Below are 22,729 nucleotides of genomic sequence, written 5' to 3' on the forward strand. Positions count from 1 at the left end.
CACGGTCCCGGAGTCCGGGCGAGTCGACGCCTCAGACCCGCGACACCGCCGGGCACGCGCCCGGTTCGGTATTGGCGTCGATCGGCTTGCTGCGGTCGTACGGGTCGATCGTCGCCGGGGCGTGGCTCGGGCCCTGGGGGTCGTCCTCGAACTCCGGGCGCACGAAGCTGTCCAGGCGGGTGCACGAGCTGTTCGCGATGTCGGCGTCGACGTTCCCCAAGGCGACCCGGCCGCGTACGGTGGCCTGGTACGGAGCCCGGTAGACCTTCGTCTCCATCATCCGGCGGACCACCGAGCGGGTGACACTCGCGCCCGAGCCGCTGCCCGTCTTGGCCACCGGGTAGACGAACGAGAAGTCGGCGTGCACCGTCAGGGTGCCCTCGCGATCGGTGTCGTAGGTCATGACGCCGTTCACCTTGACCACCCGGCCGACCAGCTCGACATCCTTGGGATCGAATCTGGTCAACCACGACCGCGCGTTGTCGCCGTCCCATCGATTCGTGCTCACCGCGTTCTCGATCCGCGCGGCGACCCCGTCGGCCGGATCCAGCAGGCCGAGAAAGGTGGTCGGTCGGCCGCCCGCGAGCACGTCGCGGTCCAGATTGCCCGCGATCAGCAGCCGACGGGTCACCTCCAGCGCCTCGGTGACCTCGGCCGCCGAGTACCCCGGTACGGACTTGACCTCCGGCAGGGTCAACCCCGCCTCGTTGTCGGCGTAATTCACCGCCGGCGAGCCCGCGAACGGGTTCGTCCTGGTCGGCCGATTCGGGTCCGCGTTCCGCCGATCCGCCGCCGTCGACGGCACGGAGGTGGCGATGCCGGTGACCGGCGGCTGCACCATCGGGTCGTCCGCGGTGGCCGTGTTCGATCCACTGAACCAGCCGTACACCCGGTCCGGGGCGGCGGCGAAGCCCACCGCGGCGAGCACCGCGGCGAGCACCAGGATCGTGCGGAGCGGGCGCCGTCCACCGCGCCGTTTCGGCCCGTCCGCCCGCCAGGGCACATGCTCCGGCGGCTCCTCCGCCCACTTGCGAGCGAGCATCCGCGCTCGCGCGGACCCCTCGACCCGGGTCGCGCCCTTGACGAAATTCTCGTCGAAGACATACCCCTCGAACGGGTCGTTCGCGGCGGCCCCACCCGACGCGTCACCCGACTGACCATCCGTCCGGTCGCGGCCATCGCCTGCGTCCCGGTCCCCCCTGTGTTCCGACACGCGAGCAAGATATCGACACCAACCGACACGTCCGATCAAGGGTGGCGCGGATCACGTTTGCCTTCGAAAGCAACGGTTCACTGGCACGGACCGTTTCCGTGCCACACACGCCTCGTCGACCGCCGGATTCGCTGCGGCGCGGGCGCGTCTTGACTTCGAGTTCACTCCAACTCGTAAGGTCCGGATCATGAACGACAACACACCCGAGACCACCGACCCGACTTCGGACACCCGCTACGAACGCGGTCTCGCCGTACTGCGACAGGTGGCCGGCACCGATCGGCCCGCCGTCCTCGACAGCCTCGCCGACATCGCCCCGGACCTGGCCCGGTACACCGTCGAGTTCGGCTACGGCGACATCTACTCGCGGCCCGGACTCACGCTCCGGCAACGGCAGTTGGCCAACATCGCGGCGTTGGCCGCACTCGGCCGCGCGGAACCGCAGCTGCGCTTTCACCTGGCCGGCGCGCTCAACGTCGGGTGCACGCGGCGCGAGATCGTGGAGACGCTGATCCACGTCTGCCTCTACGCCGGCTTCCCGGCCGCGCTCAACGGACTCGGCGCGGCCCGCGAGGTCTTCGAGACCCACCCGGCGGCGGGGGAACCCGCACCGGCCGAGGCTCCCGCGCCCGGCGAGACCACCGACGACCGCTACCGCCGGGGCCTGGCCGCGCTCGCCGAGATCGACGGCCACGCCGGCGAACAGGTGATCGCCTCGCTCCGCGACATCGCCCCCGATCTGGGCCGGTACCTGCTGGAGTTCGCGTTCGGCGACGTGTACTCGCGCACCGGCCTGGACCTGCGATCGCGCGAACTCGCCACGGTCGCGATGTGCACCGCGCTCGGTACCGCCGCGCCGCAGCTCGCGGTGCACATCCACGCTCTGCTCAACGTCGGCGGCACCGAGGAGGAGGTGGTCGAGACGATCACCCAGATGGCCGGCTACGCCGGCTTCCCGGCCGCGCTCAACGGCATCGCCGTCGCCCGCACGGTCTTCGCCGAGCGAGCCGCGCACCCGGACCGAAACTAGGGCGTCTCCGTGGGGGTGACCGCGGGCGTGGCCGAGGACGCCTCCGCCGCGTCGTCCTGCGGCAGCAGGTACAGGTCGCGCCCCTCCTTGTCCACGAACGCGTCGCTCGGCAGGAAGCCCACCCGGCCGGCCAGGGTCCGGGACGGCACGTTGGCGCGGTCGATCACCGCGACGATCGGCATCGTCGGCAGCGTCCGGCGGGCCAGTGCGAGCGTGACGTCGACCGCCTCGCGGGCCAGACCCCGACCCCACGCGATCGGCGCGAAGCGGTAGTAGAGGTTGAACACCGGCATGCCGTCCGGCCGCAGCCGCCGGGTCACCTGGGTCCCGGCGAAGCCGAACACGTGGGACGGGTCCTCGCGCGACGCGACGGAGCAGTAGCCGATCCCGTCCCGCTCCCAGTCCTCGATCATCGTGCGCAGGAACTCGACACCCTCCTCGGCCGATCGCATCGGCCCGTGCGGGTTGTACCGGTTGGTCTCCGGATCCCCGTGCACGGCGAACACCGCCGCCGCGTCGTCCGGGTGGGGCCGGGTCGGAAGCAGTCGCCGGGTCTCGGCGACCGTGATGCGAGGTGTCACGCGCTTGCCGTTCGGTTCGGTGCGGTCGGTCAGGCCCGGCGGGGGTCCACCCGGCGGAAGACGTCCAACAGTGCGCGGGACACCGTGGACTCGGCATCGGCGAGGTCCAGGATCACGTCGAAGTGGTTGCGGTCGGGGATCACCACGGGCTCGGCGCCGGGCGTGATCCGCTCCCGGAAGTCGCGGGTCTGCGTGTGGAAGCCGGCCGCCTCGCCCTCGGCCGCGATCACCGTGACCGGCAGATCGGTACGCAGCGGGAGCAGCGCGGGGCTGAGCGCCTCGGCGCGCGACTCGTCCAGGTGCAGCCAACCGTTGGCCGCCGTGGCCAACAGCGGGCGCAGGTCGTACAGGCCGCTGAAGAGCACGGCGCCCCTGATCGCGTCGGCGGGCAGGTCGTACCCGGCCTGCCACCCCTCGACCAGCGTGGTCGCGGCCAGGTGCCCACCCGCCGAGCTGCCCGCCACGACCAGCCGGGCCGGGTCCAGGCCGTACTCGCCACCGTGGTGGTGGATCCAGGCGACGGCGGCGCGTACCTGGCGGACGATCTCCTCCAGCGTCGCCCCCGGGGCGAGCGTGTAGTCGACGACGACGGTCGCGATCCCGTGCGTGTCCAGCATCCGCGCCATGAACGCCGAGTCCAGACGGGACAGTGCCCGCCAGTAGCCGCCGTGCACGAACAGCAGAACCGGTCGCGGCGCACCGCCCGCGGCGGCGCCCCACACGTCCAACACCTCGGCGCTCTCCGGGTCGTAGCGCACCCCGGCGGTGCCGGTGAGTCCGTCCACCGCCAGATCCGACTCGGCCCGGTACCGCGCCATCAAGCGCGTAAACCCCTCGACCCCGACCGTCCCTCGGGCATCGTAGGCATGATCGAGATCCGGATCGATGCCCCGGACCCCATCACCGGAGGTGGACTGCTCGCTCGGGTCGTACACCACGTCTCCTTCGCCGCCGACACTCCCGTCCGACCCTAGAACGTCCCCGCTTCGGCCCGCCGCGGCCCCCTCCCACCTGCCACCGAGCACCCGGCCGCCGCCGATGGATCAGACCTGGTAGCGGTTCGGGGCGAAGGCCCGGGGGTTGTCGCGGATCCAGGCGGAGGTGCGGCGCAGGCCCTCGGCCAGGTCGACGCGGGGCTTCCAGCCGGCGAGTTCGCGGGCCTTGGTGTTGTCCGAGAGCAGGCGTTCGACCTCGCTGCCGGTCGGACGCAGGCGCGTGGGGTCGACCACGACCTCGGCGTCCCGGCCGGAGGCGAGGATCAGCGCCCGGGCGAGTTCACCGATCGAGACCTCCGTGCCGGTGCCCAGGTTGATCACCTCGCCCAGGGTGGCGTCGGCCAGCGCCACCGCCAGGAACCCCTCGGCGGTGTCGCTCGCGTAGGTGAAGTCCCGGGTCGGGGTGAGCGAGCCGAGCCGCACCTCGCGACTGCCCGCGTGCAGTTGGGCCAGGATCGTCGGGATCACCGCGCGGGCCGACTGACGCGGACCGTAGGTGTTGAACGGCCGCACCACCGACACCGGCAGCTCGAACGCGTGCCGGTAGGACAGCGCCATCATGTCCGCGCCGATCTTCGACGCGGAGTACGGCGACTGCGGCTGGAGCGGGTGGGTCTCGGCGATCGGCGCGACCAGCGCGGTGCCGTACACCTCGCTCGTGGAGGTGTGCACGAGCCGGGCGTCGTGCCGCACACACGCCGCGGCGACGTTCTGCGTGCCGACCACGTTGGTCTGCACATACGCCTCGGGTGCCTGGTAGCTGTACGGAATCCCGATCAGCGCGGCCAGGTGGAACACCGTGTCGCAGCCCGCGACGGCGTCCAGGACGCGGTGCGCGTCGCGGACGTCGCCCGCGAGCATCTCCACCCGCCCGTCGGCCAGGTGACCGGCGAGGTGGCCGCGTTCGGCGTACGGCTTGTAGTGCACGAACGCGCGCACCCGGGCCCCGCGTTCGACCAGCAGGTCGACGAGCGTGCTGCCGATGAAGCCCTCGGCGCCGGTGACCAGCACGGTGCGGCCGGTCCAGTCGGTGGGGGTCGGGGTCGGGGCGTTCGGGTCGAGACTGGTGGTCATGCGATCCTCCGGGATTCGTCGGTGCGGTGCGGGGCCGGTGCCGCGGACCGGCCGATCGTGCGCAGCACCGCGGCGGCCAGTCGGTCGGCGGCGTGCGCGTGGGTGTCCGGCCCGCACGCGCGGGCCATCGCGGCCAACCGCAACGGGTCGGCGAGCAGCGGTTCGAGTACGGCGGCCAGGTGCTCGCCGGTGCACGCGGCGTCCGGCACCAGCAACCCGGCGCCGGCGTCGCACAACACGCGAGCGTTGTGCGTCTGGTGGTCGTGCGGCGCGTACGGATAGGGCACCAGCACGGCGGGCACGCCGATCGTGGCCAGTTCGGCGACGGTGGCCGAGCCCGCTCGGCAGACCACCAGGTCGGCGGCGGCGTACGCGAGGTCCATCCGGTCCAGGTAGGCGACCGCCTCGGCCACCGGGCTGCCCGCCACCGCGGCCCGGACCGCCTCGAACGCGGCCGGGCCGGTCTTGATCAGCAGTCGCACGTCGGCGCGCTCGCGCCAGTGCTCGGCCAGCGCGACCGCGGCCTCGGTCAGTCGTGCGGCGCCCAGGCTGCCACCGTTGACCAGGACCAGACGGGCACCGCGCGGCACCCCGAGCCGAGCCCGCGCCTCGGGGCGCAGCGCGGGCCGGTCCAGCCCGGCCAACTCGCCGACCAGCGGCATGCCGACCGTCTCGGCGGCCAGGCCCGCGGGCAGGTGCTCGCGGGTGCGGTCGAAGGCGAGCGCGACGTTCGGGGTCAGCCGGGCCGCGAACCGGTTGGCCCGACCCGGTACCGCGTTGGACTCGTGCACCACGCTCGGCAGACCCGCGAGCCGCGCGCCGACGATCGCCGGCGCGCTGGGATAGCCGCCCATCCCCACCGCGACCTGCGCGCCCTGGGCACGCAGGATCTCCCGGCAGCGCAGCCCCGAGCGCAGCAGCGCCGCGGGCAACAGGTAGCGGCGCAGCCCCAGCGCCGCGTCGAAGGGAATCATGTCCACGGTGTGCAGCCGGTAGCCCGCCGCCGGGATCAATCGGGTCTCCAGACCGCGATCGGTGCCCACGAACGAGATCACCGCTCTCGGATCGGCGCGCCGCAACGCGTCCGCGAGAGCCAGCCCGGGGTAGATGTGGCCGCCGGTGCCACCGGCCCCGATCAGCACCGAGAGCGGCCGGTGGCCGGGGCCTTCGTCAAGGTGTTCCGCATGTCCTGAGTGCATGACACCGAAGCCTCACGGCCCGGGATAAGAGAGTTCTAAGCGTCCCTTTTGAGAGCCTTGACCCCATGGGCAACGGACCGAAGGTGCTGGTCGTGGACGACGACCCGGAAGTACGCGCCGCCGTCGAGGACGGCCTCGCGGTCGAGGGATACCTCGTACGCGGCGCCGCCGACGGCCCGGCGGCGCTGAGCGAGGTGGCCGGGTGGCAACCGGACGCGATCGTGCTCGACATCCTGATGCCGGTCCTGGACGGCCTCGCGGTGTGCCGCCGCCTGCGCGCCCTCGGCGACCGCACCCCGATCCTGGTGCTGACCGCGCGCGACTCGGTCAGCGATCGGGTGGACGGGCTGGACGCGGGCGCGGACGACTACCTGGTCAAGCCGTTCGCGCTGGACGAGCTGACCGCCCGCCTGCGCGCGCTGCTGCGCCGGGCGGCCCCCGAGCCGGCCGAGGAGCGCGCCTACACCTACGGCGACCTGACCGTGGACCCGCTCACCCGCACCGGCAACCGGGGCGGCCGGCCGCTGGAGTTCTCCCGGACCGAGTTCGCCCTGCTCGAACTGCTGCTCCGGCACCGGGGCCAGGTATTGCCCCGCGAGGTGATCATGGACCGGGTGTGGGGCGCGGACTTCGGTCCCGACTCCAACTCGCTCGCGGTGTACATCGGCTACCTGCGCCGCAAGCTCGACGCGGGCGGCGAACCGCGCCTGGTGCACACCGTGCACGGGGTGGGCTACCGGCTGGACCGCGACTCGGACCGCGGGTGAGGGCGCACGCGCGGTGGCGCAGGCGCCGGCCGCTGCGCACCCGTCTCGCCCTCGCCTGCACCGGCGCGGTGGCCCTGGTCGCGCTCGGGGTGTGCGCGGCGGCGTACACGATCATCCGCTACGAACTGGTCCATCAGCTCGAGCTGAACCTGACCCAGCAGGCCACCCAGGTTCGACTTCGGCACCGCGCCGACCCGCCGGGAGTACTCCAGGGCGAATGCGCCTACCTGGCCGCCCCGCCGTGCGCCCAGATCGTGCCGGCCGGCCCCGGGGCCGACCCGTCCGCGCCGTATCTGCTGCCGGTGGGGTCCGCCACGCGCGAGGTGGCGGCGCGCGAACGCCGGGCGTTCTACACCGAGGTCACCGTCGGCGGCCGGCCGGCCCGGATGCTGACCACCCAGGGTAGCCCGGGCACGGCGATCCAGGTGGCGCTGCGCTCGGACGCGGTGGACAAGGGCGTCCGGCAGGCGGGCGAGCTGATGGCGGCGGTCGCGGCGGCGGGCGTGCTGCTCGCGGCCGGGCTGGGCTACGCGGTGGCCCGGACCGGCCTGGCCCCGGTGGCCCGGCTGACCGCGACCGCGAAGCGGATCGCGGCGACCCGGGACGCGAGCCTGCGCATCGATGTGCCGCCGGGCCGACGAGAGGACGAACTCACCAGCCTGGCGGGGAGTTTCAACGCGATGCTCGGCGAGCTGGAGCAGTCGGTGACCGCGCAGCGCCGGCTGGTCGCGGACGCCTCGCACGAGTTGCGCACGCCGCTGACCGCGCTCCGTACGAACGCGGAACTGCTGGGCCGGGCCGACCGGCTGACGGCGGATCAGCGCGAACGCGCGAGCGCCGGGCTGCAGCGCCAACTGCGCGAGGTGACCGGCCTGGTGAACGACCTGATCGAACTGGCCCGGGACGAGGAGCCGCAGCCGCTGGTCGAGCAGGTCCGGCCGAGCACGCTGGTCGGCCACTGCGTGCGGGCGGCCCGAGGCCATTGGCCGACGGTGGCCTTCGAGTTCGTCGACCTCGCCGGCGCACGCACGGTGCCGGGCGTACCCGCCCGGCTGGCCCGACTGGTGTCGAACCTGCTCGACAACGCGGCCAAGTTCAGCCCGGCCGGCGGCCCGGTCGAGGTGGTGCTCGGCGCCGACCTCGAACTCACCGTGCGCGACCACGGTCCCGGCATCGCGCCCGAGGATCTGCCGTACGTGTTCGACCGCTTCTACCGGGCCTCCGCCGCGCGGGCACTGCCCGGTTCGGGGCTCGGCTTGGCGATGGCCCGACAGATCGCCAGGGCACACGGCGCCACGCTCACGGCCGAGTCCTCGCCCGGTGGCGGCGCGCTGTTCCGACTGCGGTTCGCCGCCGCGCCTTCCGCCGGGGCGCCCCCGCGGCCCCCGGCGCCCCCGACGATCGCGCCACCGACCGGTGGACCGGGCTGACCGACGCGGGCAGTTGGGGCGGGCGGTTCGGGTCGGACCGAACCGCCCGGGTCAGCCCCGGTCGGGAATCAGGTGCCGCGAGCCGTCGATGCCCACGCCCTCGCGCCGCAGCGCCCGGGTGCGGTGCTCGCGCGGGCTCAGCCCCCGGACTCGCTTGAACGCCGTGCTGAGCGCGAACGCGTCGCCGTAGCCCACCTTCTCGGCGACCCCGCCGACCGTCGCCGTCGGCTCGCACAACAGGTCCGCGGCCAGCGCGAGGCGCCAGCCGGTGAGGAAGGTCATCGGCGGCTCGCCGATCACCTCGACGAACCGGCGCGCCAGCGAGGCCCTGGACACTCCCGCCTGGGCGGCCAGCGACGCGACCGTCCACGGTTGCTCGGGGTTGTTGTAGATCAGGCTCAGCACGTGCCCGATCACCGGATCGCGGTAACCCCGGTACCAGCCCGGCGCGTCCGCGCCCGAGCGGGCGAACCACGTGCGCAGCACGGAGATCAGCAACAGGTCCAACAGCCGGTCCAGGACCGCGTCCTGACCCGGCCCGTCCTTGACGATCTCGTCGGCGAGCAGCGGGATCACCGGGGAGTCCGTCTCGCTCGCGCGGATCACCGCGAGCGTGGGCAACGATTCGAGCAGCGAACGGCTGACCTCGCCGGCCATCTGATAGGTCCCGGTCAGCATGATCGTCTCGGCGTCCGCGCTGTTTCCCCACGAACGCACGCCCAGGGCCATCTCCTTGGCCAGGTCCCGACCGTCCGGGGTCGAGCAGCGCTGCCCCGGATGGATGATGATCTGCGGCTGCGAACCCGGCTCGTCGGAGATCCGGTAGTGGTCGGGGCCGCGCACGATCGCCACGTCGCCGGCGGTCAGCCGTACCGCGTCCCCCCGGTCGAGCGCGATCCACGCGTGCCCGCGCACCATCGCCACGATGGTCAGCGGCGCCTCGTCGTGGATCCGCATGGACCACGGCGGACTCAGCATCGAACGCAGCAGGAAGGCGCCTTGCGCCCGAGGTCCGTTGAGCAGACTCGCGAGAGCGTCCATGCCGAAACCTTAGACGATCAAACATGTAATTGGGCGCTTCAGCGATGTTCACTCTCACCGCCAGGGCATTGAATAAAGCCATGACGACGAACGAGCAGCACACCGCGAACACCACCACGCTGGTCCTGGGCGGGACCGGCAAGACCGGCCGCCGGATCGCCGAGAAGCTCACCGCGCTCGGCCGCTCGGTCCGGCTCGGCTCCCGCTCGGCGCCCATCCCCTTCGACTGGGAGGACCGCACCACCTGGGCCCCGGCCCTGCGCGACATCGACAGCGTGTACGTCTCCTTCCAGCCCGACATCGCCGCCCCGGGCGGCGCGGACACGGTCGGCGCGTTCGCCGAACTCGCGGTCGAGAGCGGCGTCCGGCACCTGGTCCTGCTGTCCGGTCGGGGCGAGCCCGAGGCGCAGGACGCCGAGGCCCGGGTGCGCGCCTCCGGCGCGCACTGGACCGTCGTGCGAGCGAGTTTCTTCGCGCAGAACTTCGACGAGGGCGAGTTCTTCGGCCCGATCATGAGCGGAGACGTGGCGCTGCCGGTCGGCGACGTGGGCGAGCCGTTCATCGACGTGGACGACATCGCCGACGTCGCGGTGGCCGCGCTCACCGAGGACGGGCACACCGGCCAGGTGTACGAGGTGACCGGCCCCAGGCTGCTGACCTTCGCCGACGCGGTCGCCGAGATAGCCCGCGCGTCCGGCCGGGAAATCACGTTCACGCAGGTCCCGTTGGAGGCATACTCGGCGGTCCTGGTCGAGCACCAGGTACCGGCGGAGGTCATCGACCTGCTGTCCTTCCTGTTCGGCGAGGTTCTCGACGGGCGCAACGCACACGTCTCCGACGGCGTGCGGCGGGCGCTCGGTCGGGCACCCCGCGACTTCTCCGACTACGCACGTGACGCCGCCGCCCGCGGTGTCTGGAAGGTGTGACCATGAGCGGCCCCCTGTTCATCCTGACGCTTGTCGCGGCCCTCGGCTGCGCGAGCATGGGTGGAGTCTTCTTCGGCTTCTCCTCCTTCGTCATGGCGGGCCTCGGCCGGCTCCCGGCGGCTCAGGGGGCCGCGGCCATGCGATCGATCAACGTCACGGCCGTGACCGCCCCCTTCATGGCCGGCCTGTTCGGTACCGCACTGCTGTGCGTGGGCCTGGGCATCGCGGCGATCGTCTCGTGGGGTGAGGCGTACGCGGTTTACCTGCTCGTCGGCGCCGCGCTCTACCTGGTCGGCACGATCGTGCTCACCGCCGGGTACCACGTGCCCCGCAACAACGCGCTCGCCGCCGTCGAGCCGAACTCCGCGGCGGAGGAGCGACTGTGGGCCGGCTACCTCGCCGACTGGACGCGGGCGAACCACCTGCGCGCACTCTCCGGCATCGCGGCGGCCGCGTTCCTCGTCATCGCCCTCACCCGCTGACCCCGGCTCCGAACACACCCGAACACCGCAGCACCGCAGCACCGCAGCACCGCAGCACCGCAGCACCGCAGCACCGCAGCACCGCAGCACCGGCGACACGATCACCAACCACTCGACAACGGGGACCCCGGCATGAATCGGCAGCTCACTCCACCCGAAACCACTCCCGCGACCCGCACCGCCGCCATCCTCCTCGGCGCAACCCTGGTCACCACGGGCCTGGTCGCCGGTGTCTACTTCTGCTTCGCCGTCGCGATCATGCCGGGCCTGGGCCAGGTCGACGCCCGCACCTTCGTCGACGTCCTCCAGCAGGTCAACAAACGGATCGAGAACCCGGTCTTCTTCGCCTGCTTCTTCGGCGCCCCGATCCTCGGCGTGATCACGATCGTCCGAGCCCGCAAGCTCGGCCTCACCGAAGCGAACCGCTGGATCATCGCCGGCGTCGTCCTCGCCTTCGTCGGCATGCTGATCACCATCGGCGGCAACATCCCGCTGAACAACAAGATCAAGGACGCCGGCGACCCGGCCCGGATCGCCGACCCCGAAAAGCTCCGCGACGACGTCGAGAACGCCTGGATCGCCTGGAACACAGCCCGCACCCTCGCCGCCACCGCCGCCCTGGCCACCCTCACCCGAGCCGTCCACCTCCTCGCCCGCACCACCCGCACCCCCTGACCGAACACGCGGGAAGACCCGCCTCGGTGAGCGACTGCTCGCCGGAGCGCGTCTCGATGTGTTGGCGGTCGTCCACCGCGCGGTCCTCGGCGGACGCTGCTCCATTCCGGTGAACGATCGGCATTCGAGCATCCTGCCCGGCAGGCGACTCGCACATTGGTGCGATGGACTTCATGGATCTGCGCCGTCCCGAGTACTCGTACATGTTCGGCTTCCTGCAAGCCGACGGTCACCTCTCCGCAGACTCCCGCCAACGCGGCCGATTGAGCCTGGAAGTAGGCGTCTGCGACCGCGAGTTGTTGGAGCGCTTCCAGCGCCTGTGCCCATACCCGAGTGCGATTCGCGAGCGCACGCGCACAACCAACTTCTCGGCCGAATACACCTCGGCGACCTGGTCCGTACACGCGCTGGAGGCCCGCGAGACTCTCCGAAGCCTGGGACTGCCCTACGGCAGAAAGTCCGCCTCGATCGGCCCGCCCGACACCGACCATCTCGCGCGCGACTACGTACGCGGGCTCGTCGACGCGGACGGCGCGGTCGGCATCACGGCAAAGGGCTATCCGTTCCTCAGTCTGACCACGTCGAGCCGGCCCGTCTCGGACTATTTCTGCGCATTCGGCCTGGCCGTCAGTGGCGTACCGCGACACCCCGGCAGGAACGTTCGCGATGACGTCTTCAACATCCTCTACACCAGCGACCCGGCCGTTGCGATCGCGCGCGAGCTGTACTACGACGGCAGTCTCGCACTCGCACGAAAGGCCGCGAAAGCCGAGAGTGTCAAGGCATGGGAACGCCCGGCCCACATGCGAGCCCGATCGGCGCCGCGTCGCTGGAACGAGGCCGACGACACCGTCGTGCTGTCCCACCCGGCCGATATCGCCGCTGAATTGCTCGGCCGAACCGTCGCGAGCTGCGCGATCCGCCGATGGCGGCTTACCAAAGCGGGGGAGCCGGTCGAACCGGCTCCCCCGCAGTTGACGCTGTTCTCGTGACGCCCCGTCAGCCCTTGACCGTGATCAGCGGCTTCAGGTGCGTGACGATCTCGACCAGATCGGACTGCTGGCGCATGACCCGATCCAGGTTCTTGTACGCACCCGGGATCTCGTCCACGACGCCCGCGTCCTTGCGGCACTCGACACCCTCGGTCTGCTCGACCAAGTCCTTCACGGTGAACCGCTTCTTCGCGGCGTTCCGGCTCATCTTCCGGCCCGCCCCGTGCGACGCCGAGTTGAACGCGTCGATGTTGCCGAGGCCACGCACGATGTACGAACCAACCGCCATCGAACCCGGGATGATACCGAGGTCGCCACTGCCGGCCCGGATCGCGCCCTTACGGGTCACCAACAGATCCACGCCGTCGTAGGTCTCCTCCGAGACGTAGTTGTGGTGGCACGAGATAGCCCGATCGAAGGTGACCTGGCGCTTCGTGAAGTACTTGGACACGACCTCTCCGTACAACGCGAGCATCAGATCCCGGTTGAGCCGCGCGTACTCCTGCGCCCAGTACAGATCGGCGCGGTACGCCTCCATCTGCGGCGTGTGCGCGATGAACACCGCGAGGTCCCGGTCCACGAGATCCTGGTTGTGCGGCAGCGACTGCGCAACACCGATGTGGTGGTCGGCGAGTTCCTTGCCGATGTTGCGCGAACCGGAGTGCAGCTGGAGCCACACCCGGCCCTCGTTGTCGCTGTCCAGGGACAGGTAGTGATTTCCACCGCCGAGTGTGCCCAGCTGGCTCGCCGCCCGATCCCGCCGAAAGTGCACGGCCGGAGCCAGCTCGTCGAACCGGCTCCACATGTCGTCCCAGCGCGCGACCGGGAACGCGTGCAGTTTCCGCACGTCCACCGGCTCCTTGTGGCCCATGTGCCCCACCGGCACATTCGCCTCGATCCGCGAACGCAGGTGTGCCAAGTCGTCCGGAAGGTCCTTGATGGTGAGCGAGGTACGGATAGCGGACACGCCACAGCCGATGTCCACGCCCACCGCCGCCGGGCAGACGGCGTCGCGCATGGCGATCACCGAGCCGACCGTGGCGCCGCGGCCGTAGTGCACGTCGGGCATCACGGCGAGGCCGTGCAGCCACGGGAGCGTGGTGATGTTGCGGAGCTGCTGCATGGCCTGGCCCTCGACCGCGGCCGGGTCGGTCCACATGCGAATCGGTACCCGGGCACCCGGGACCTCGGTGTACGACATATCTGGATCATTCTCCTGAATGGGTATGGCTGAACATGAGCACGGCGGCTCGAAGTCTTGGTGGGCTGCCCCGGCGCACTCCGGGGAGTGAGTCCGGGTGCGGCACGGGGCAGCCGGTGGCGGGTGCCGCAGGGTTGGCGACTGCGGGACCCGCGGAGCGGGAGCGAAGCAGGGGGTTACACGCGGCGGGCCGAGGCGCCTTGGACGGGGCATCGGCCGTTGTCACGGAACCGCACCGGCTCGCTCCTCTCCCTACGAGGACAGGACACACGGAAAGGACCTGTCGTGGCTCGGCCTCCATCAAGCCACGGCAACGGCCCACCCCGCAAAGGATTTTCCGGCCGGGGCGGGGACGACGTACGCGCGCGCCCCGCGCGCACACCCGCGCGCCGCTGTGACAGCCAACCGGGTCGGGCGTACATTCCCGAGGCATGTTCGTCGTCGGGGTAGCCGCGTGGATCACCGCCGTAGCCTGTGTCGTCTTCGGGCGCGACCGCCATCGGCCCCGGGTGCGACCCGTGGTCCGCGACTTCGACGGCGACGGCCCCCGGGAGCGCACCGAATTCCCCCGAGCCACCCGGGCCGGGTGGATCGCCGGCGTCGCCGCCGCCGCGGTGGGCTCGGCGGCGTTCGTGCTCAGCGTCAGGTGAGCCGAGTCGACCGTTGACCCGGGGCGCTCGGGCTGCCCGGAGCGCTCGGGTTCCCCTGGTTCTCCGGCTTGCCCGGGTTGCCTGGGTTACCTGGGTTGCCCGGGTCGCTCAGGGCACTCGGGCCCGTCGGATGGCTCGGACTACTCGGATCGCTCAGGTCACTCAGGTCACTCAGGTCACTCAGGTGAAAACGACCGTGCGAGTCCCGTTGAGCAGCACCCGTCGCTCGGAGTGCCACTTGACCGCGCGCGAGAGTGCCTGGCACTCGACGTCGCGGCCGACCGCGACCAGGCCGGCGGGGGTGACCGCGTGGTCCACCCGCTCGACCTCCTGCTCGATGATCGGGCCCTCGTCCAGGTCGCCCGTGACGTAGTGGGCGGTCGCGCCGATCAGCTTGACCCCGCGCGCGTGCGCTTGGTGGTAGGGCTTGGCGCCCTTGAAGCTCGGCAGGAACGAGTGGTGGATGTTGATCGCCCGGCCCTCGAGCTGCTTGCACAGGTCGTTCGACAGCACCTGCATGTATCGGGCCAGCACCACCAGTTCCACGTCGTTCTCGCGCACCAGCGCGAGCAGCCGCGCCTCGGCCTCCGGCTTGGTCTCCCGGGTGACCGGGATGTGGTGGAACGGCACACCGTAGGAGCGGGAGAGCTCCTCGAAGTCGCGGTGGTTGGACACCACACCCACGATCTCGATCGGCAGCGCGCCGATGCTGCTGCGGAAGAGCAGGTCGTTCAGGCAGTGGCCGAACTTGCTGACCATCACGAACACGCGCATCCGCGCGTCCCCGTCGTGGATCTGCCAGTCCATGTGGAAGGACGCGCCGACCGCGGTGAAGCCGGCCCGCAGCGCGTCCAACTCGACGCCCTGCTCGGCGGTGAAGTGCACGCGCATGAAGAACAGGCCGGTGTCCCGGTCGCCGAACTGCTGGCTGTCCACGATGTTGCAGCCGGTCATCATCAGGAAGCTGGCGACCGCGTGCACGATGCCGCGCTTGTCCGGGCAGGACAACGTCAGCACGTACTGGCCGCCGGTCGACACGTCACCGCTGCCGTCGACAGGCTGGGTCTGCTCGGTCATGGACGTGCCCTTCTTCTCCATCTGCGGCATTGGTTTCGGCCTTCCGGATGCCCGATCCGCCTGCTGTCCGCGCGACCCGATCCCGGACGGGACCCGACCGGCCGGGCGACCCGGCCGGTCGTACAGGATCCCACGTCCCGCGCGGGCTCAGCGCCCGCCGGTGCGGATGCGGAGCACGTCGAGCGAGTCGGGGGGCGCCTCCGGGTCGTCCTCGTCCGTCTTCGCCAGCGCGACGTGCGCGGCCCGCGAGGTGGCGACGACCTGCGGCCAGCGCGAGTGGGTGAGGTAGGCGGGCGCGGGCGCGTCCTCGCCGATGTCGTGCAGGACGGCGAGGATCTCCACCACCGCGGCGTCCACCAGCGCGGCCTCGTCCGCGTCGACGACCAGGCATCCGATGTAGGTGGTCGCGGACCAGCGGTCCAGCCACGAGTCGCCGACCAGGCGATAGACGGCGTCGGTGATCGAGCCGTACTCCGGGCGGCCGGCCAGCCAGGACTCGCGCTGGAACGTCGGGTCGCCGAACATGTGCAGCGCGGAACGGACCTGGGCCCGCCAACGCCACCACGGAACGGTGCTCTGGCGCATACGTGTCATCGTGGCGCCTCCTCCCCTGTCTCCGCTTCGGTTTCGCCGATCCGATCCCGTTCCGTTCCCGATCGGTTCCGGACGGGATGCTTTCGATCACCTCGAATTTCCACCGATCATGCCGCAGACCGGACCGATCCCGGCAACCGGGCGGTCCGGTCGCGGGTCGGTCGGCCGATCGGCTCGCTCAGTCGACGACCTTGATGGTGATCAGCCCGCGCTCGACGTCGTACACGCGCAGCGCGGCCACGTCGAAGCCCGGGTGGTCGCGGATCCAGTTCTGCGCCACGAGCAGGATCCGGGCCGCGGTGTTGAAGGTCTGCGCGGCCTCGGTCGAGTAGTCCCCCGGCAGGTGCGAGGACAGGTCGGTGTCGATCGCGACCTCGTACTTGCCCTTGTGGTCCAGCGTCAGCCGCACCTGCTGCAGGCGCGTGCCCTCCGGGGTGGTGTGCAGCGCGGCCAGCATCGCGGACCCGTAGTCGTCCGCGGCCGGCTTGCGGTCGTCCCGCTCGGCGCCGAGCCGGAAGTCGATCGCGTCGCGGTCCGAGTCGAGGATCTCGATCCCGCCGACCCACAACGCCGGATGGTCCTCCGCCCACTGGGCGGTCTCGGTGAGCAGCTTGCCCGCACGGTCGCGGACGATCTCCTCGGCCTGCGTGTCCGAACCGTTGCCGCGGACCAGGTCCGTTTCGAGCGTGACCTTGTAGACCTTGTACGAGCTGGCCACCCGGACCTTGCTCACGTGGCTCCCGTGCGGGGTCGTGCGCAGGTGGGTCAGCAGCTCGGTCCCGTAGGCACCCGATTCGGGAGTGTCGCCGGCGGCGGCGGGCGGGACCACCGGCGCCACCGAGCCGCTCGGCCGGTCCGCGGCGACGGGCTTGGGGCCGTCCGAGGTCAGGCGCGCCGAACTGGGCCCCGCGGTGGCGACCGTGCCGGCGACCCGGTCGGTGTCGGGCGATCCGGAGCACGCGGCGGCGCCGGCCATGGTCGTGGCGAGCAGCACGACCGTCGACAGTCGTGTGCGCTTCCGTATGCGTATCAAGGTTCGTGTTCACCCCCTGTCACCCGCCCATGGTGCGGGTTGGCCCTCGGCTCCTACCAGGCGGGGGGTGGCGGGCACTGGAAATATACCGCTTTGCCGGTACCCCGATCCTGGCCCGGGACTTCGGGCTCGGCGGGCCCGGAGAACCCGCGTCAGGGGTCGACGGCCAGGCGGTAGCCGCGCTTGGTGACCGTGCGGACCAGGCTCGCGTACGGGCCCAGCGCGGCACGCAGTCGGGCGACCGCCGCCTCCACCGCGTGTTCGTCGGTGCGCGTGTCGGCCCACACCCGGCGCAACAACTCGGCCCGGCTGAGCACCCAGCCCGGCTTCTCGGCGAGCGCGCGCAGCACCGCGCCCGGCACCGGGGGCAGCCAGATGGTCCGACCGTCGACCAGCAGCGCGTTGCCCTGCAGGACCAGGCGTTCGGTGCCGGTGTCCAGTTCGCGGCGGGCCCGGGCGGGCAACGTCTCGGTGATCGTGCGCACCAGCGAGCCGAGCCGGCCGCGCTCTGGCCACACCGACTCGACGCCCTGCTCGGCCAGCGGCCGCGCGCACACCGGGCCGATGCACACCGGCAGTACGTCGGCTCGCAACGCGGCCAACACGTCGGCCCGGCGGCCGTGTTCGTCGGCGGTGTCCAGGAACGCGCCGATCGCGGGCGCGCTGGTGAAGGTGAGCGCGTGGATCTCCCGGCGCGCGGTCTGCTCGACCAGGCGGCGCACCGCGCCCGGGTCGTCCGGCGGTCCCCAGCGATAGACCGGGATCTCCAGCACGTCCGCGCCGCGCTCGCGCAGCGCGTCGGCGAAGCCCTCCAGCGGCGCGCCGTGTTGCTGGACCGCGATCCGCCGCCCGCGCAGGTCGCGCGCGAGCAGCCAGGCCAGCACCTCGTCGCCGGCGTCCGAACCGGGCGAGTACACCTCGCGCAGGCCACACGCGCGCACCGCGGTACCCGCTTTGGGCCCGCGGCTGACCACCACGGCGGCCCGGCACGCGGCGGTCAGCCGGGCGCCGCGCCCCCAGCCGTCGGCGGCGGCGAACCAGCCGCGCCAGCCCACGCCGGTGGTGGCCACCACATAGTCGAGGCGACGGTCCAATGCCTGCTCGGTGGCCCGGCGCAGGATCGTGTCCTCGGCCGGCGGCACGATCCGCACGGTGGGCGCGTCGATCACCTTGGCGCCCAAGCCCTGGAGCAGGGCGACGAGTTCCTCGCGACGCCGGGCCGCGGTGACGCCGATGGTGAACCCGATCAGCGGCTCGTCCCCCGTGCCAGTCTCCATGGGGTGAGACTCGCCGACGTGTGTTACGGCTCTGTTGCCGGACGGTCACGCGGGAGTTAGCGCGTGCGTCGAACGGCGGCGGGACCGGGGCGGGCCCACCGGCTTCGACTTGCCGCCCGACGGAACCGGGGGCGGGTCCGATGGCTTCGAACTCGCCGCCCGACGGGTCCGAGGCGAGTCCGGAAGCTCGGAGCTCGCCGCCCGACGATCCGAGGCGAGTCCGCAGGCTCGGAGCTCGCCGCCCGACGGGTCCGGAGCGGGACCGCCGGCCCGGAGCTCGCCGGCCGGCCGGACCGGCGCGGGTCCGGGGCTCAGAACTCGCCGGCGGTGCGCTGCTTGAGGTTGTGCTCGGTGGCGATCGGGTTCCACAGGCCGACCACCTTGTTCTTCGCGGTGGTGGCCCGCCCGCCGGCACGGTCGGCGGCGCGCTTGTGGTCGGTGTTCTCGGCGTGCTTGCCCTTGCAGCCGCCCTGGGTCATCTCGGTTCCCCAGGCCGCGAGTTCGCGGTCCGACTCGGCGGAGGCGGTCCACGCGTCGCGCAGGCCGGCGACCAACTGGGCGCCGCCGGTGAGCTTGTCGGTGGACAGCTTGGCCAGGCCGGCGAGTTGCTGGTCGCGCTGCTGGGCGGCCTCGTTCAGGGATTGCACGCCGGCCGCGGGGTCGTCGCACTTCTGGATCCGCTGCACGGCCTGGGACACCACCTGGCGGGACCCGGCGCCGGCCTGGAGGAGCCGGTCCACGGCGGACGCCTGGGCGCCGGCCTCGTCGGCCTTGGCCGGCGGTGCGGTGGCCCCGGGCGCGCCGGAGCCCGACGGGTCCGGCTTCGCGGACGAGCCGGTCGCGGCGCCCTTGTCCGCGTTGTCGCTCTTGTCGTCGTTGCCGAACGCGCCGCTGGCGAACACGCCGATCGCGGCGACCACGACGAGCGCACCGACGCCGGCCGCGATCAGCGGGGTCCTGGGCCGCCCGGAGCCGGAGCCGCCGTGACCGCCCGGCCCGGGCCCGTGCGGCGGGGTGCCCGGCGGCGCGTACTGCGGGGAGTAGGGCTGCTGCGCGGCGTATCCGGCGGCCGCGGGCGGCCCCGCCGGACCTGGGGCCGCGGGCTGCGCCGTGTAGGCGGGCGGCGCCGGCTGCGCCGAGTAGGCCGGCGGCAGCGGTTGTCCGGAGGTGCCCGCAGGTCCCGGTCCGGCCGGCGAGGCGCCGACGTCGTCCCGGAACAATCCGGCCGGGAACACCTGGGTGGCGTCGGCCGGTCCGGCGGCGGGCGCCGGGCCGGGGCGGAACAGCTCCGGCCCGACCGCCGGACCGGCCGACGCGCCGACGGCGCCGGGCGCCCCCGGGGGCGCGTGCATGGGGCGCGGCGGTACCTGCCCCGGCGCGGCGGGCGGCGCGAGCCCGGGAAGCGGCGCGAGCCGGGTCGCTCCGGGTTGGTCGGCCGGGCCTCCCGGCGCCTGTGGGTGGGGCGGGTTCGTCCGATAGGGCTCGTTCGGCGGGTAGGGCCCGCCGCCGTACGGCTGCGCCGCGCCGTAGGGCTGCTGCGGCGCGCCGTACCCCTGCGGCGGGCCCTGGTCCGCGTAGTCCTCGAACCTCGGCAGCACCTCGGTCTCGTCGCGCGGGAGTTCGAGCGGACCGAACGGCGACGGCCCCGGCGGCTGCTCGCCGCCCCCGCCCCGTTCGCCCCCGCCGCCGTCCGCTGCACCGGATCCCATGCCATCCACCCGTTCGTCGCCTCGAGCCGTCGCGCGCGGCGGTCACGCGACCGTCCGGTTCGCCCGGCGGCCGGTACCGCGTTCCGCCCGACGGTAACTCAGACGTTCGATCGGCGAACAGCGGCGCACCCCGGGCGCACCGACCCCACCGGCCGGAATCGGCCGGGGAAACGCGTCTTCGCGCAGGTCGGCGGCCCGCGCGCGGCTCAGGCCGGGACGGCGTGCACGGCCTCGGCGAATTCGCGGACCACGTGCTCGTCGCGATAGGGCTCCAGTCGGCGCTGGAAGTCCTTGAGGTATTCGAGGCCGCGCGCCGAGTGCAGCCGGCCCACCAGGTCCAGCGCCTGTGCGCCGACCGAGCACGCCTCGTCGAGCCGGTTCTGTTGCAGGTGCGCGGTGGCCAGCAGCAGGGTGTCCACGGCCCGCCGCCGGACCCGTGTGTCGGCGTGCCCGTCCAGGGCCGCGCGGGCCGCCGCCTCGGCCTGTCGGGGCCGGTCCAGGTCGCGGTAGCAGTGCGCGAACTCGTCGGCGAGGTATGCCTGGGAGAAGTGCCCCATCCACTGCGGATCCTCGTCCGGCGTCGCGACGTCCATCGCGGACTGGGCCCGGGACAACGACGCCTCGCACGCGCGCGCGTCGCCGAGCAGCGCGTGCCCGCGTGCCTCGGCGGCGTGGAACATCGCCTGGGTGGTGGGCGTGGCCTCCTGCTTGGCGCCCTCCTGCGCGGCGCGCGCGAGCTGGGTGATCTCGCGCGGGTTGCCCAGGCTGCCCGCGAGGTGGCTCATCCCGGCGGCGAGCACGTATCCGCCGTAGGCGCGGTCGCCCGCGGCCTGGGTCAGCCGCAGGGCCTGGATGTAGTAGCGCTGGGCGAGACCCGGCTGGCCGGTGTCCACGGCCATGTAACCGGCCAGCTCGGTGAGTCGGGCCACGGCCGCGAACAGCGCGCGACCCGTCTCGTCGGAATAGGTCCCGTTGAGCAGCTGGGTGACCACGCTGCCCAGATAGTGCACGACGACCGGGCGGATGTGCCCGGCGCCGAACCGGTGGTCCAGCGCGGACAACATGTCCGTGGTCGCGCACACCGCCTCGATGTCGGAGGCGCCCACGCGCGGCCCGCCGATCCGGGCCACCTGCGCGTCCGGCTCGGTGATCAACCAGTCCCGGCTGGGCGCGACCAGCGCGGCCACCGCGACCGAGGAGTTGAGCAGGAAGTCGCGCCGGTTGACGTCGCTGCGCCACAACTCGGTGACCACCTCGACGGTGGCCGCCGGCGTGGCGGCGAACTGGAGGCCGACGTTGGTCGCCAGGCTGCGACCGTCGGCCATGCCGATCTCCTCGACGGTGACCGGCCGGCCGAGCTTGCGGCCGATCGCCTCGGCGATCAGGTTGGGCACCGCGCCGCGCGGCTGCTGACCACGCAGCCACCGGGCCACCGAGGTCTTGTCGTAGCGCAGGTCCATGCCGTGCTCGGCCCCGCACATGTTGACCCGGCGGGCGAGCCCGGCATTCGAGCAACCGGCCTCCTGGATCAGTGCCGTCAACCTTTCGTTGGGCTGCCTGCTCGCCTGCGTTCGCGCGGCCATCGGCGTTCCCTCCCCGACCCGTCGGTGCGGGCTTGCGGCATGCGGGATCGGCGCGACGGGGATCCTCCGGCCCCGTCGTGTCCTCGCCCTGATGCCTGATGAGTCCGTGATGCGTGTCCAGCGGACGGCGTCCATCTGCCGAGATCCGGATCGGCCGGAATTGCCGATCTTGTCCGCCGGTCGTATGAAATGTCATCCGCGTACGGAGCGTAGTGACCCGTATAGAGCAGCGGATAGGGCACCCTTCATTGCGCCCCCGGGTCTGCACCCATGCGCCCCCCTTGCGCCGGATGGCCACCGATGATCCCGTCGCCCCTGATCATCCGGTTTCGCCATCCCGGAGCGCGGCGCTCCGGCGCGCGACCCCGCGCCGTTCGGGGTCCGCCGTACGGGTGGCCGCGAGTGCGGTGGCGGCCGGCCGTAACCATCCCGTGGTCCCACAGTTGTGCAGCACGTGGAAGACACCCTGGGGGCCCGGCAGCTCGCCCGCGACACGCTTGTAGAGACCGCAGTCCGTTACGCCGAGGACCGGCACTGGGACGTGGTTCCCGGCGCCTCGGTGATCGAGAACAGTGCGGGGCGTCGTTGCGGCTGCGGCCATCCCGGATGCGCCACGCCGGGCGCGCACCCCATTTTGCGCGACTGGGCGGTCCAGGCGGCCAGCTCGCCCGCGCTGGTGCGGCGCTGGTGGGGCGAGCACCCGGACGCGGCGATCCTGCTGCCCACCGGTCGCGGCTTCGACGTGATCGACGTCCCGGAACAGGCCGGCTGCCTCGCGCTGGCCCGGCTGGAACGCATGGGGCTGCCGCTCGGCCCGGTGATCGCGACCCCGACCCGGCGGCTCCAGTTCCTCGTACTCCCCGGCGCCCGGGACAAGATGGGCGAGATGTTGCGCCGCATCGGTTGGGGCACCAGCGCGATCGACCTGATCCCCAAGGGCGACGGCGACTGGGTGGTCGCCCCGCCGTCCCGGATGGGCAGCTCCGGCAGCGCCTCGTGGGCCCGCGAACCCACCGAACTCAACCGCTGGCTCCCCGAGGCCCGCGAACTGGTGAGCCCCATCGCCTACGCCTGCGGCCGAGCACTGGTCGAGGCCAGGTAGTTCCCGCCGTACACCGCGGCCATCCCACCCGACGGCACGGGTGGGCGGGTGGGCACAAAACCCCCAACCCGGCCAAGACGCAACGCAAGGGCCCCCGC

22 protein-coding genes are annotated in these 22,729 nt (G+C 72.4%); 9 read left to right on the forward strand and 13 right to left on the reverse strand.

Annotated elements, in window-relative coordinates; all coding sequences use genetic code 11:
• Positions 1-31 precede the first annotated feature (31 nt).
• The gene (locus tag OG948_RS15640) at positions 32-1,213 is read right to left on the reverse strand and encodes a hypothetical protein (protein ID WP_406297125.1); all 1,182 of its coding nucleotides are present in this window, start codon (positions 1,211-1,213) and stop codon (positions 32-34) included.
• Positions 1,214-1,400: 187 nt separating this feature from the next.
• Here OG948_RS15640 and OG948_RS15645 point away from each other — a divergent pair, with 187 nt between their 5' ends.
• Positions 1,401-2,243, forward strand: a complete 843-nt coding sequence (locus OG948_RS15645; protein WP_406297127.1) for a carboxymuconolactone decarboxylase family protein — start codon at positions 1,401-1,403, stop codon at positions 2,241-2,243.
• Here OG948_RS15645 and OG948_RS15650 read toward each other — a convergent pair.
• From OG948_RS15650 to OG948_RS15665, 4 genes are all read right to left on the reverse strand, one after another.
• Positions 2,240-2,824 carry a GNAT family N-acetyltransferase gene (locus tag OG948_RS15650; RefSeq protein WP_406297129.1) on the reverse strand — a complete coding sequence of 195 codons (585 nt, stop codon included), beginning with the start codon at positions 2,822-2,824 and terminating at the stop codon, positions 2,240-2,242. The two genes, OG948_RS15645 and OG948_RS15650, sit on opposite strands and share 4 nt — an antisense overlap.
• Before the next feature lie 29 nt (positions 2,825-2,853).
• On the reverse strand, positions 2,854-3,759 hold the full coding sequence (locus OG948_RS15655) for an alpha/beta hydrolase (RefSeq protein WP_406297131.1): 906 nt from the start codon (positions 3,757-3,759) through the stop codon (positions 2,854-2,856).
• Positions 3,760-3,867: 108 nt separating this feature from the next.
• Positions 3,868-4,893, reverse strand: coding sequence for an SDR family NAD(P)-dependent oxidoreductase (locus OG948_RS15660; protein ID WP_406297133.1), 1,026 nt, complete (start codon positions 4,891-4,893; stop codon positions 3,868-3,870).
• Complete coding sequence (locus tag OG948_RS15665; RefSeq protein WP_406297135.1) at positions 4,890-6,092, reverse strand: UDP-N-acetylglucosamine--N-acetylmuramyl-(pentapeptide) pyrophosphoryl-undecaprenol N-acetylglucosamine transferase; 1,203 nt, start codon at positions 6,090-6,092, stop codon at positions 4,890-4,892. The genes OG948_RS15660 and OG948_RS15665 overlap by 4 nt, the downstream gene beginning before the upstream one ends.
• Before the next feature lie 65 nt (positions 6,093-6,157).
• Here OG948_RS15665 and OG948_RS15670 point away from each other — a divergent pair, with 65 nt between their 5' ends.
• Both OG948_RS15670 and OG948_RS15675 read left to right on the forward strand, forming a co-directional pair.
• Positions 6,158-6,859 carry a response regulator transcription factor gene (locus tag OG948_RS15670; RefSeq protein WP_406297137.1) on the forward strand — a complete coding sequence of 234 codons (702 nt, stop codon included), beginning with the start codon at positions 6,158-6,160 and terminating at the stop codon, positions 6,857-6,859.
• Positions 6,856-8,289: an ATP-binding protein gene (locus tag OG948_RS15675; protein WP_406297138.1), complete on the forward strand. Its 1,434-nt coding sequence runs from the start codon at positions 6,856-6,858 to the stop codon at positions 8,287-8,289. Before OG948_RS15670 ends, OG948_RS15675 begins: the two co-directional genes overlap by 4 nt.
• Before the next feature lie 51 nt (positions 8,290-8,340).
• Here the strand turns inward: OG948_RS15675 and OG948_RS15680 are convergent, their stop codons facing one another.
• Positions 8,341-9,330 (reverse strand): AraC family transcriptional regulator, encoded by a 990-nt coding sequence (locus OG948_RS15680; RefSeq protein WP_406297140.1) that lies wholly within the window; start codon positions 9,328-9,330, stop codon positions 8,341-8,343.
• A gap of 80 nt (positions 9,331-9,410) precedes the next feature.
• On the opposite strand from OG948_RS15680, the gene OG948_RS15685 reads away from it, so the two are divergent.
• The 4 genes from OG948_RS15685 to OG948_RS15700 all read left to right on the forward strand — a co-directional run bounded on the left by OG948_RS15685 (position 9,411) and on the right by OG948_RS15700 (position 12,405).
• Positions 9,411-10,256, forward strand: coding sequence for an NmrA family transcriptional regulator (locus OG948_RS15685; RefSeq protein ID WP_406297141.1), 846 nt, complete (start codon positions 9,411-9,413; stop codon positions 10,254-10,256).
• 2 nt (positions 10,257-10,258) lie between these two features.
• The gene (locus OG948_RS15690; RefSeq protein WP_406297143.1) at positions 10,259-10,738 is read left to right on the forward strand and encodes a DUF1772 domain-containing protein; all 480 of its coding nucleotides are present in this window, start codon (positions 10,259-10,261) and stop codon (positions 10,736-10,738) included.
• Between the two features lie 132 nt (positions 10,739-10,870).
• Complete coding sequence (locus OG948_RS15695) at positions 10,871-11,413, forward strand: DUF1772 domain-containing protein (RefSeq protein WP_406297145.1); 543 nt, start codon at positions 10,871-10,873, stop codon at positions 11,411-11,413.
• Between the two features lie 164 nt (positions 11,414-11,577).
• Positions 11,578-12,405, forward strand: a complete 828-nt coding sequence (locus tag OG948_RS15700) for a hypothetical protein (protein WP_406297146.1) — start codon at positions 11,578-11,580, stop codon at positions 12,403-12,405.
• Positions 12,406-12,412: 7 nt separating this feature from the next.
• On the opposite strand, the gene OG948_RS15705 is transcribed toward OG948_RS15700, so the two are convergent.
• Positions 12,413-13,606: an RtcB family protein gene (locus tag OG948_RS15705; protein ID WP_406297147.1), complete on the reverse strand. Its 1,194-nt coding sequence runs from the start codon at positions 13,604-13,606 to the stop codon at positions 12,413-12,415.
• Between the two features lie 431 nt (positions 13,607-14,037).
• Between OG948_RS15705 and OG948_RS15710 the strand changes: the two genes are divergently transcribed.
• Positions 14,038-14,256 (forward strand): hypothetical protein, encoded by a 219-nt coding sequence (locus OG948_RS15710; protein WP_406297148.1) that lies wholly within the window; start codon positions 14,038-14,040, stop codon positions 14,254-14,256.
• A 180-nt stretch (positions 14,257-14,436) separates the two neighbouring features.
• On the opposite strand, the gene purU is transcribed toward OG948_RS15710, so the two are convergent.
• The 6 genes from purU to OG948_RS15740 form a co-directional block, all read right to left on the reverse strand.
• Positions 14,437-15,333: a formyltetrahydrofolate deformylase gene (purU, locus tag OG948_RS15715; protein WP_395873360.1), complete on the reverse strand. Its 897-nt coding sequence runs from the start codon at positions 15,331-15,333 to the stop codon at positions 14,437-14,439.
• Between the two features lie 147 nt (positions 15,334-15,480).
• Positions 15,481-15,918 carry an SCO4402 family protein gene (locus OG948_RS15720; protein ID WP_395873387.1) on the reverse strand — a complete coding sequence of 146 codons (438 nt, stop codon included), beginning with the start codon at positions 15,916-15,918 and terminating at the stop codon, positions 15,481-15,483.
• Between the two features lie 187 nt (positions 15,919-16,105).
• Positions 16,106-16,960, reverse strand: coding sequence for a hypothetical protein (locus tag OG948_RS15725; RefSeq protein ID WP_406297149.1), 855 nt, complete (start codon positions 16,958-16,960; stop codon positions 16,106-16,108).
• 152 nt (positions 16,961-17,112) lie between these two features.
• Positions 17,113-18,237 carry a uroporphyrinogen-III synthase gene (locus tag OG948_RS15730; RefSeq protein ID WP_406297150.1) on the reverse strand — a complete coding sequence of 375 codons (1,125 nt, stop codon included), beginning with the start codon at positions 18,235-18,237 and terminating at the stop codon, positions 17,113-17,115.
• 311 nt (positions 18,238-18,548) lie between these two features.
• Positions 18,549-19,946 carry a hypothetical protein gene (locus tag OG948_RS15735; RefSeq protein ID WP_406297151.1) on the reverse strand — a complete coding sequence of 466 codons (1,398 nt, stop codon included), beginning with the start codon at positions 19,944-19,946 and terminating at the stop codon, positions 18,549-18,551.
• 206 nt (positions 19,947-20,152) lie between these two features.
• Entirely contained in the window at positions 20,153-21,529 is a 1,377-nt protein-coding gene (locus OG948_RS15740) for a transcriptional regulator (RefSeq protein ID WP_406297152.1), read from the reverse strand.
• A 445-nt stretch (positions 21,530-21,974) separates the two neighbouring features.
• Here OG948_RS15740 and OG948_RS15745 point away from each other — a divergent pair, with 445 nt between their 5' ends.
• Positions 21,975-22,631, forward strand: coding sequence for a bifunctional DNA primase/polymerase (locus tag OG948_RS15745; protein ID WP_406297153.1), 657 nt, complete (start codon positions 21,975-21,977; stop codon positions 22,629-22,631).
• The last annotated feature ends 98 nt before the right edge of the window (positions 22,632-22,729 follow it).

Origin of the sequence: Embleya sp. NBC_00888 (assembly GCF_045207655.1) — a bacterium.
Classification (GTDB): Bacteria; Actinomycetota; Actinomycetes; order Streptomycetales; family Streptomycetaceae; genus Embleya.

Bases quoted from the DNA above. Each gene is read 5' to 3' on its own strand.
- purU (WP_395873360.1), bottom strand. From the start codon at position 15,333: ATGACCGAGCAGACCCAGCCTGTCGACGGCAGCGGTGACGTGTCGACC.
- OG948_RS15690 (WP_406297143.1), top strand. From the start codon at position 10,259: ATGAGCGGCCCCCTGTTCATCCTGACGCTTGTCGCGGCCCTCGGCTGC.
- OG948_RS15735 (WP_406297151.1), bottom strand. From the start codon at position 19,946: ATGGGATCCGGTGCAGCGGACGGCGGCGGGGGCGAACGGGGCGGGGGC.
- OG948_RS15685 (WP_406297141.1), top strand. From the start codon at position 9,411: ATGACGACGAACGAGCAGCACACCGCGAACACCACCACGCTGGTCCTG.
- OG948_RS15710 (WP_406297148.1), top strand. From the start codon at position 14,038: ATGTTCGTCGTCGGGGTAGCCGCGTGGATCACCGCCGTAGCCTGTGTC.
- OG948_RS15680 (WP_406297140.1), bottom strand. From the start codon at position 9,330: ATGGACGCTCTCGCGAGTCTGCTCAACGGACCTCGGGCGCAAGGCGCC.
- OG948_RS15700 (WP_406297146.1), top strand. From the start codon at position 11,578: ATGGACTTCATGGATCTGCGCCGTCCCGAGTACTCGTACATGTTCGGC.
- OG948_RS15720 (WP_395873387.1), bottom strand. From the start codon at position 15,918: ATGCGCCAGAGCACCGTTCCGTGGTGGCGTTGGCGGGCCCAGGTCCGT.
- OG948_RS15705 (WP_406297147.1), bottom strand. From the start codon at position 13,606: ATGTCGTACACCGAGGTCCCGGGTGCCCGGGTACCGATTCGCATGTGG.
- OG948_RS15645 (WP_406297127.1), top strand. From the start codon at position 1,401: ATGAACGACAACACACCCGAGACCACCGACCCGACTTCGGACACCCGC.
- OG948_RS15665 (WP_406297135.1), bottom strand. From the start codon at position 6,092: ATGCACTCAGGACATGCGGAACACCTTGACGAAGGCCCCGGCCACCGG.
- OG948_RS15660 (WP_406297133.1), bottom strand. From the start codon at position 4,893: ATGACCACCAGTCTCGACCCGAACGCCCCGACCCCGACCCCCACCGAC.
- OG948_RS15695 (WP_406297145.1), top strand. From the start codon at position 10,871: ATGAATCGGCAGCTCACTCCACCCGAAACCACTCCCGCGACCCGCACC.
- OG948_RS15740 (WP_406297152.1), bottom strand. From the start codon at position 21,529: ATGGCCGCGCGAACGCAGGCGAGCAGGCAGCCCAACGAAAGGTTGACG.
- OG948_RS15730 (WP_406297150.1), bottom strand. From the start codon at position 18,237: ATGGAGACTGGCACGGGGGACGAGCCGCTGATCGGGTTCACCATCGGC.
- OG948_RS15670 (WP_406297137.1), top strand. From the start codon at position 6,158: ATGGGCAACGGACCGAAGGTGCTGGTCGTGGACGACGACCCGGAAGTA.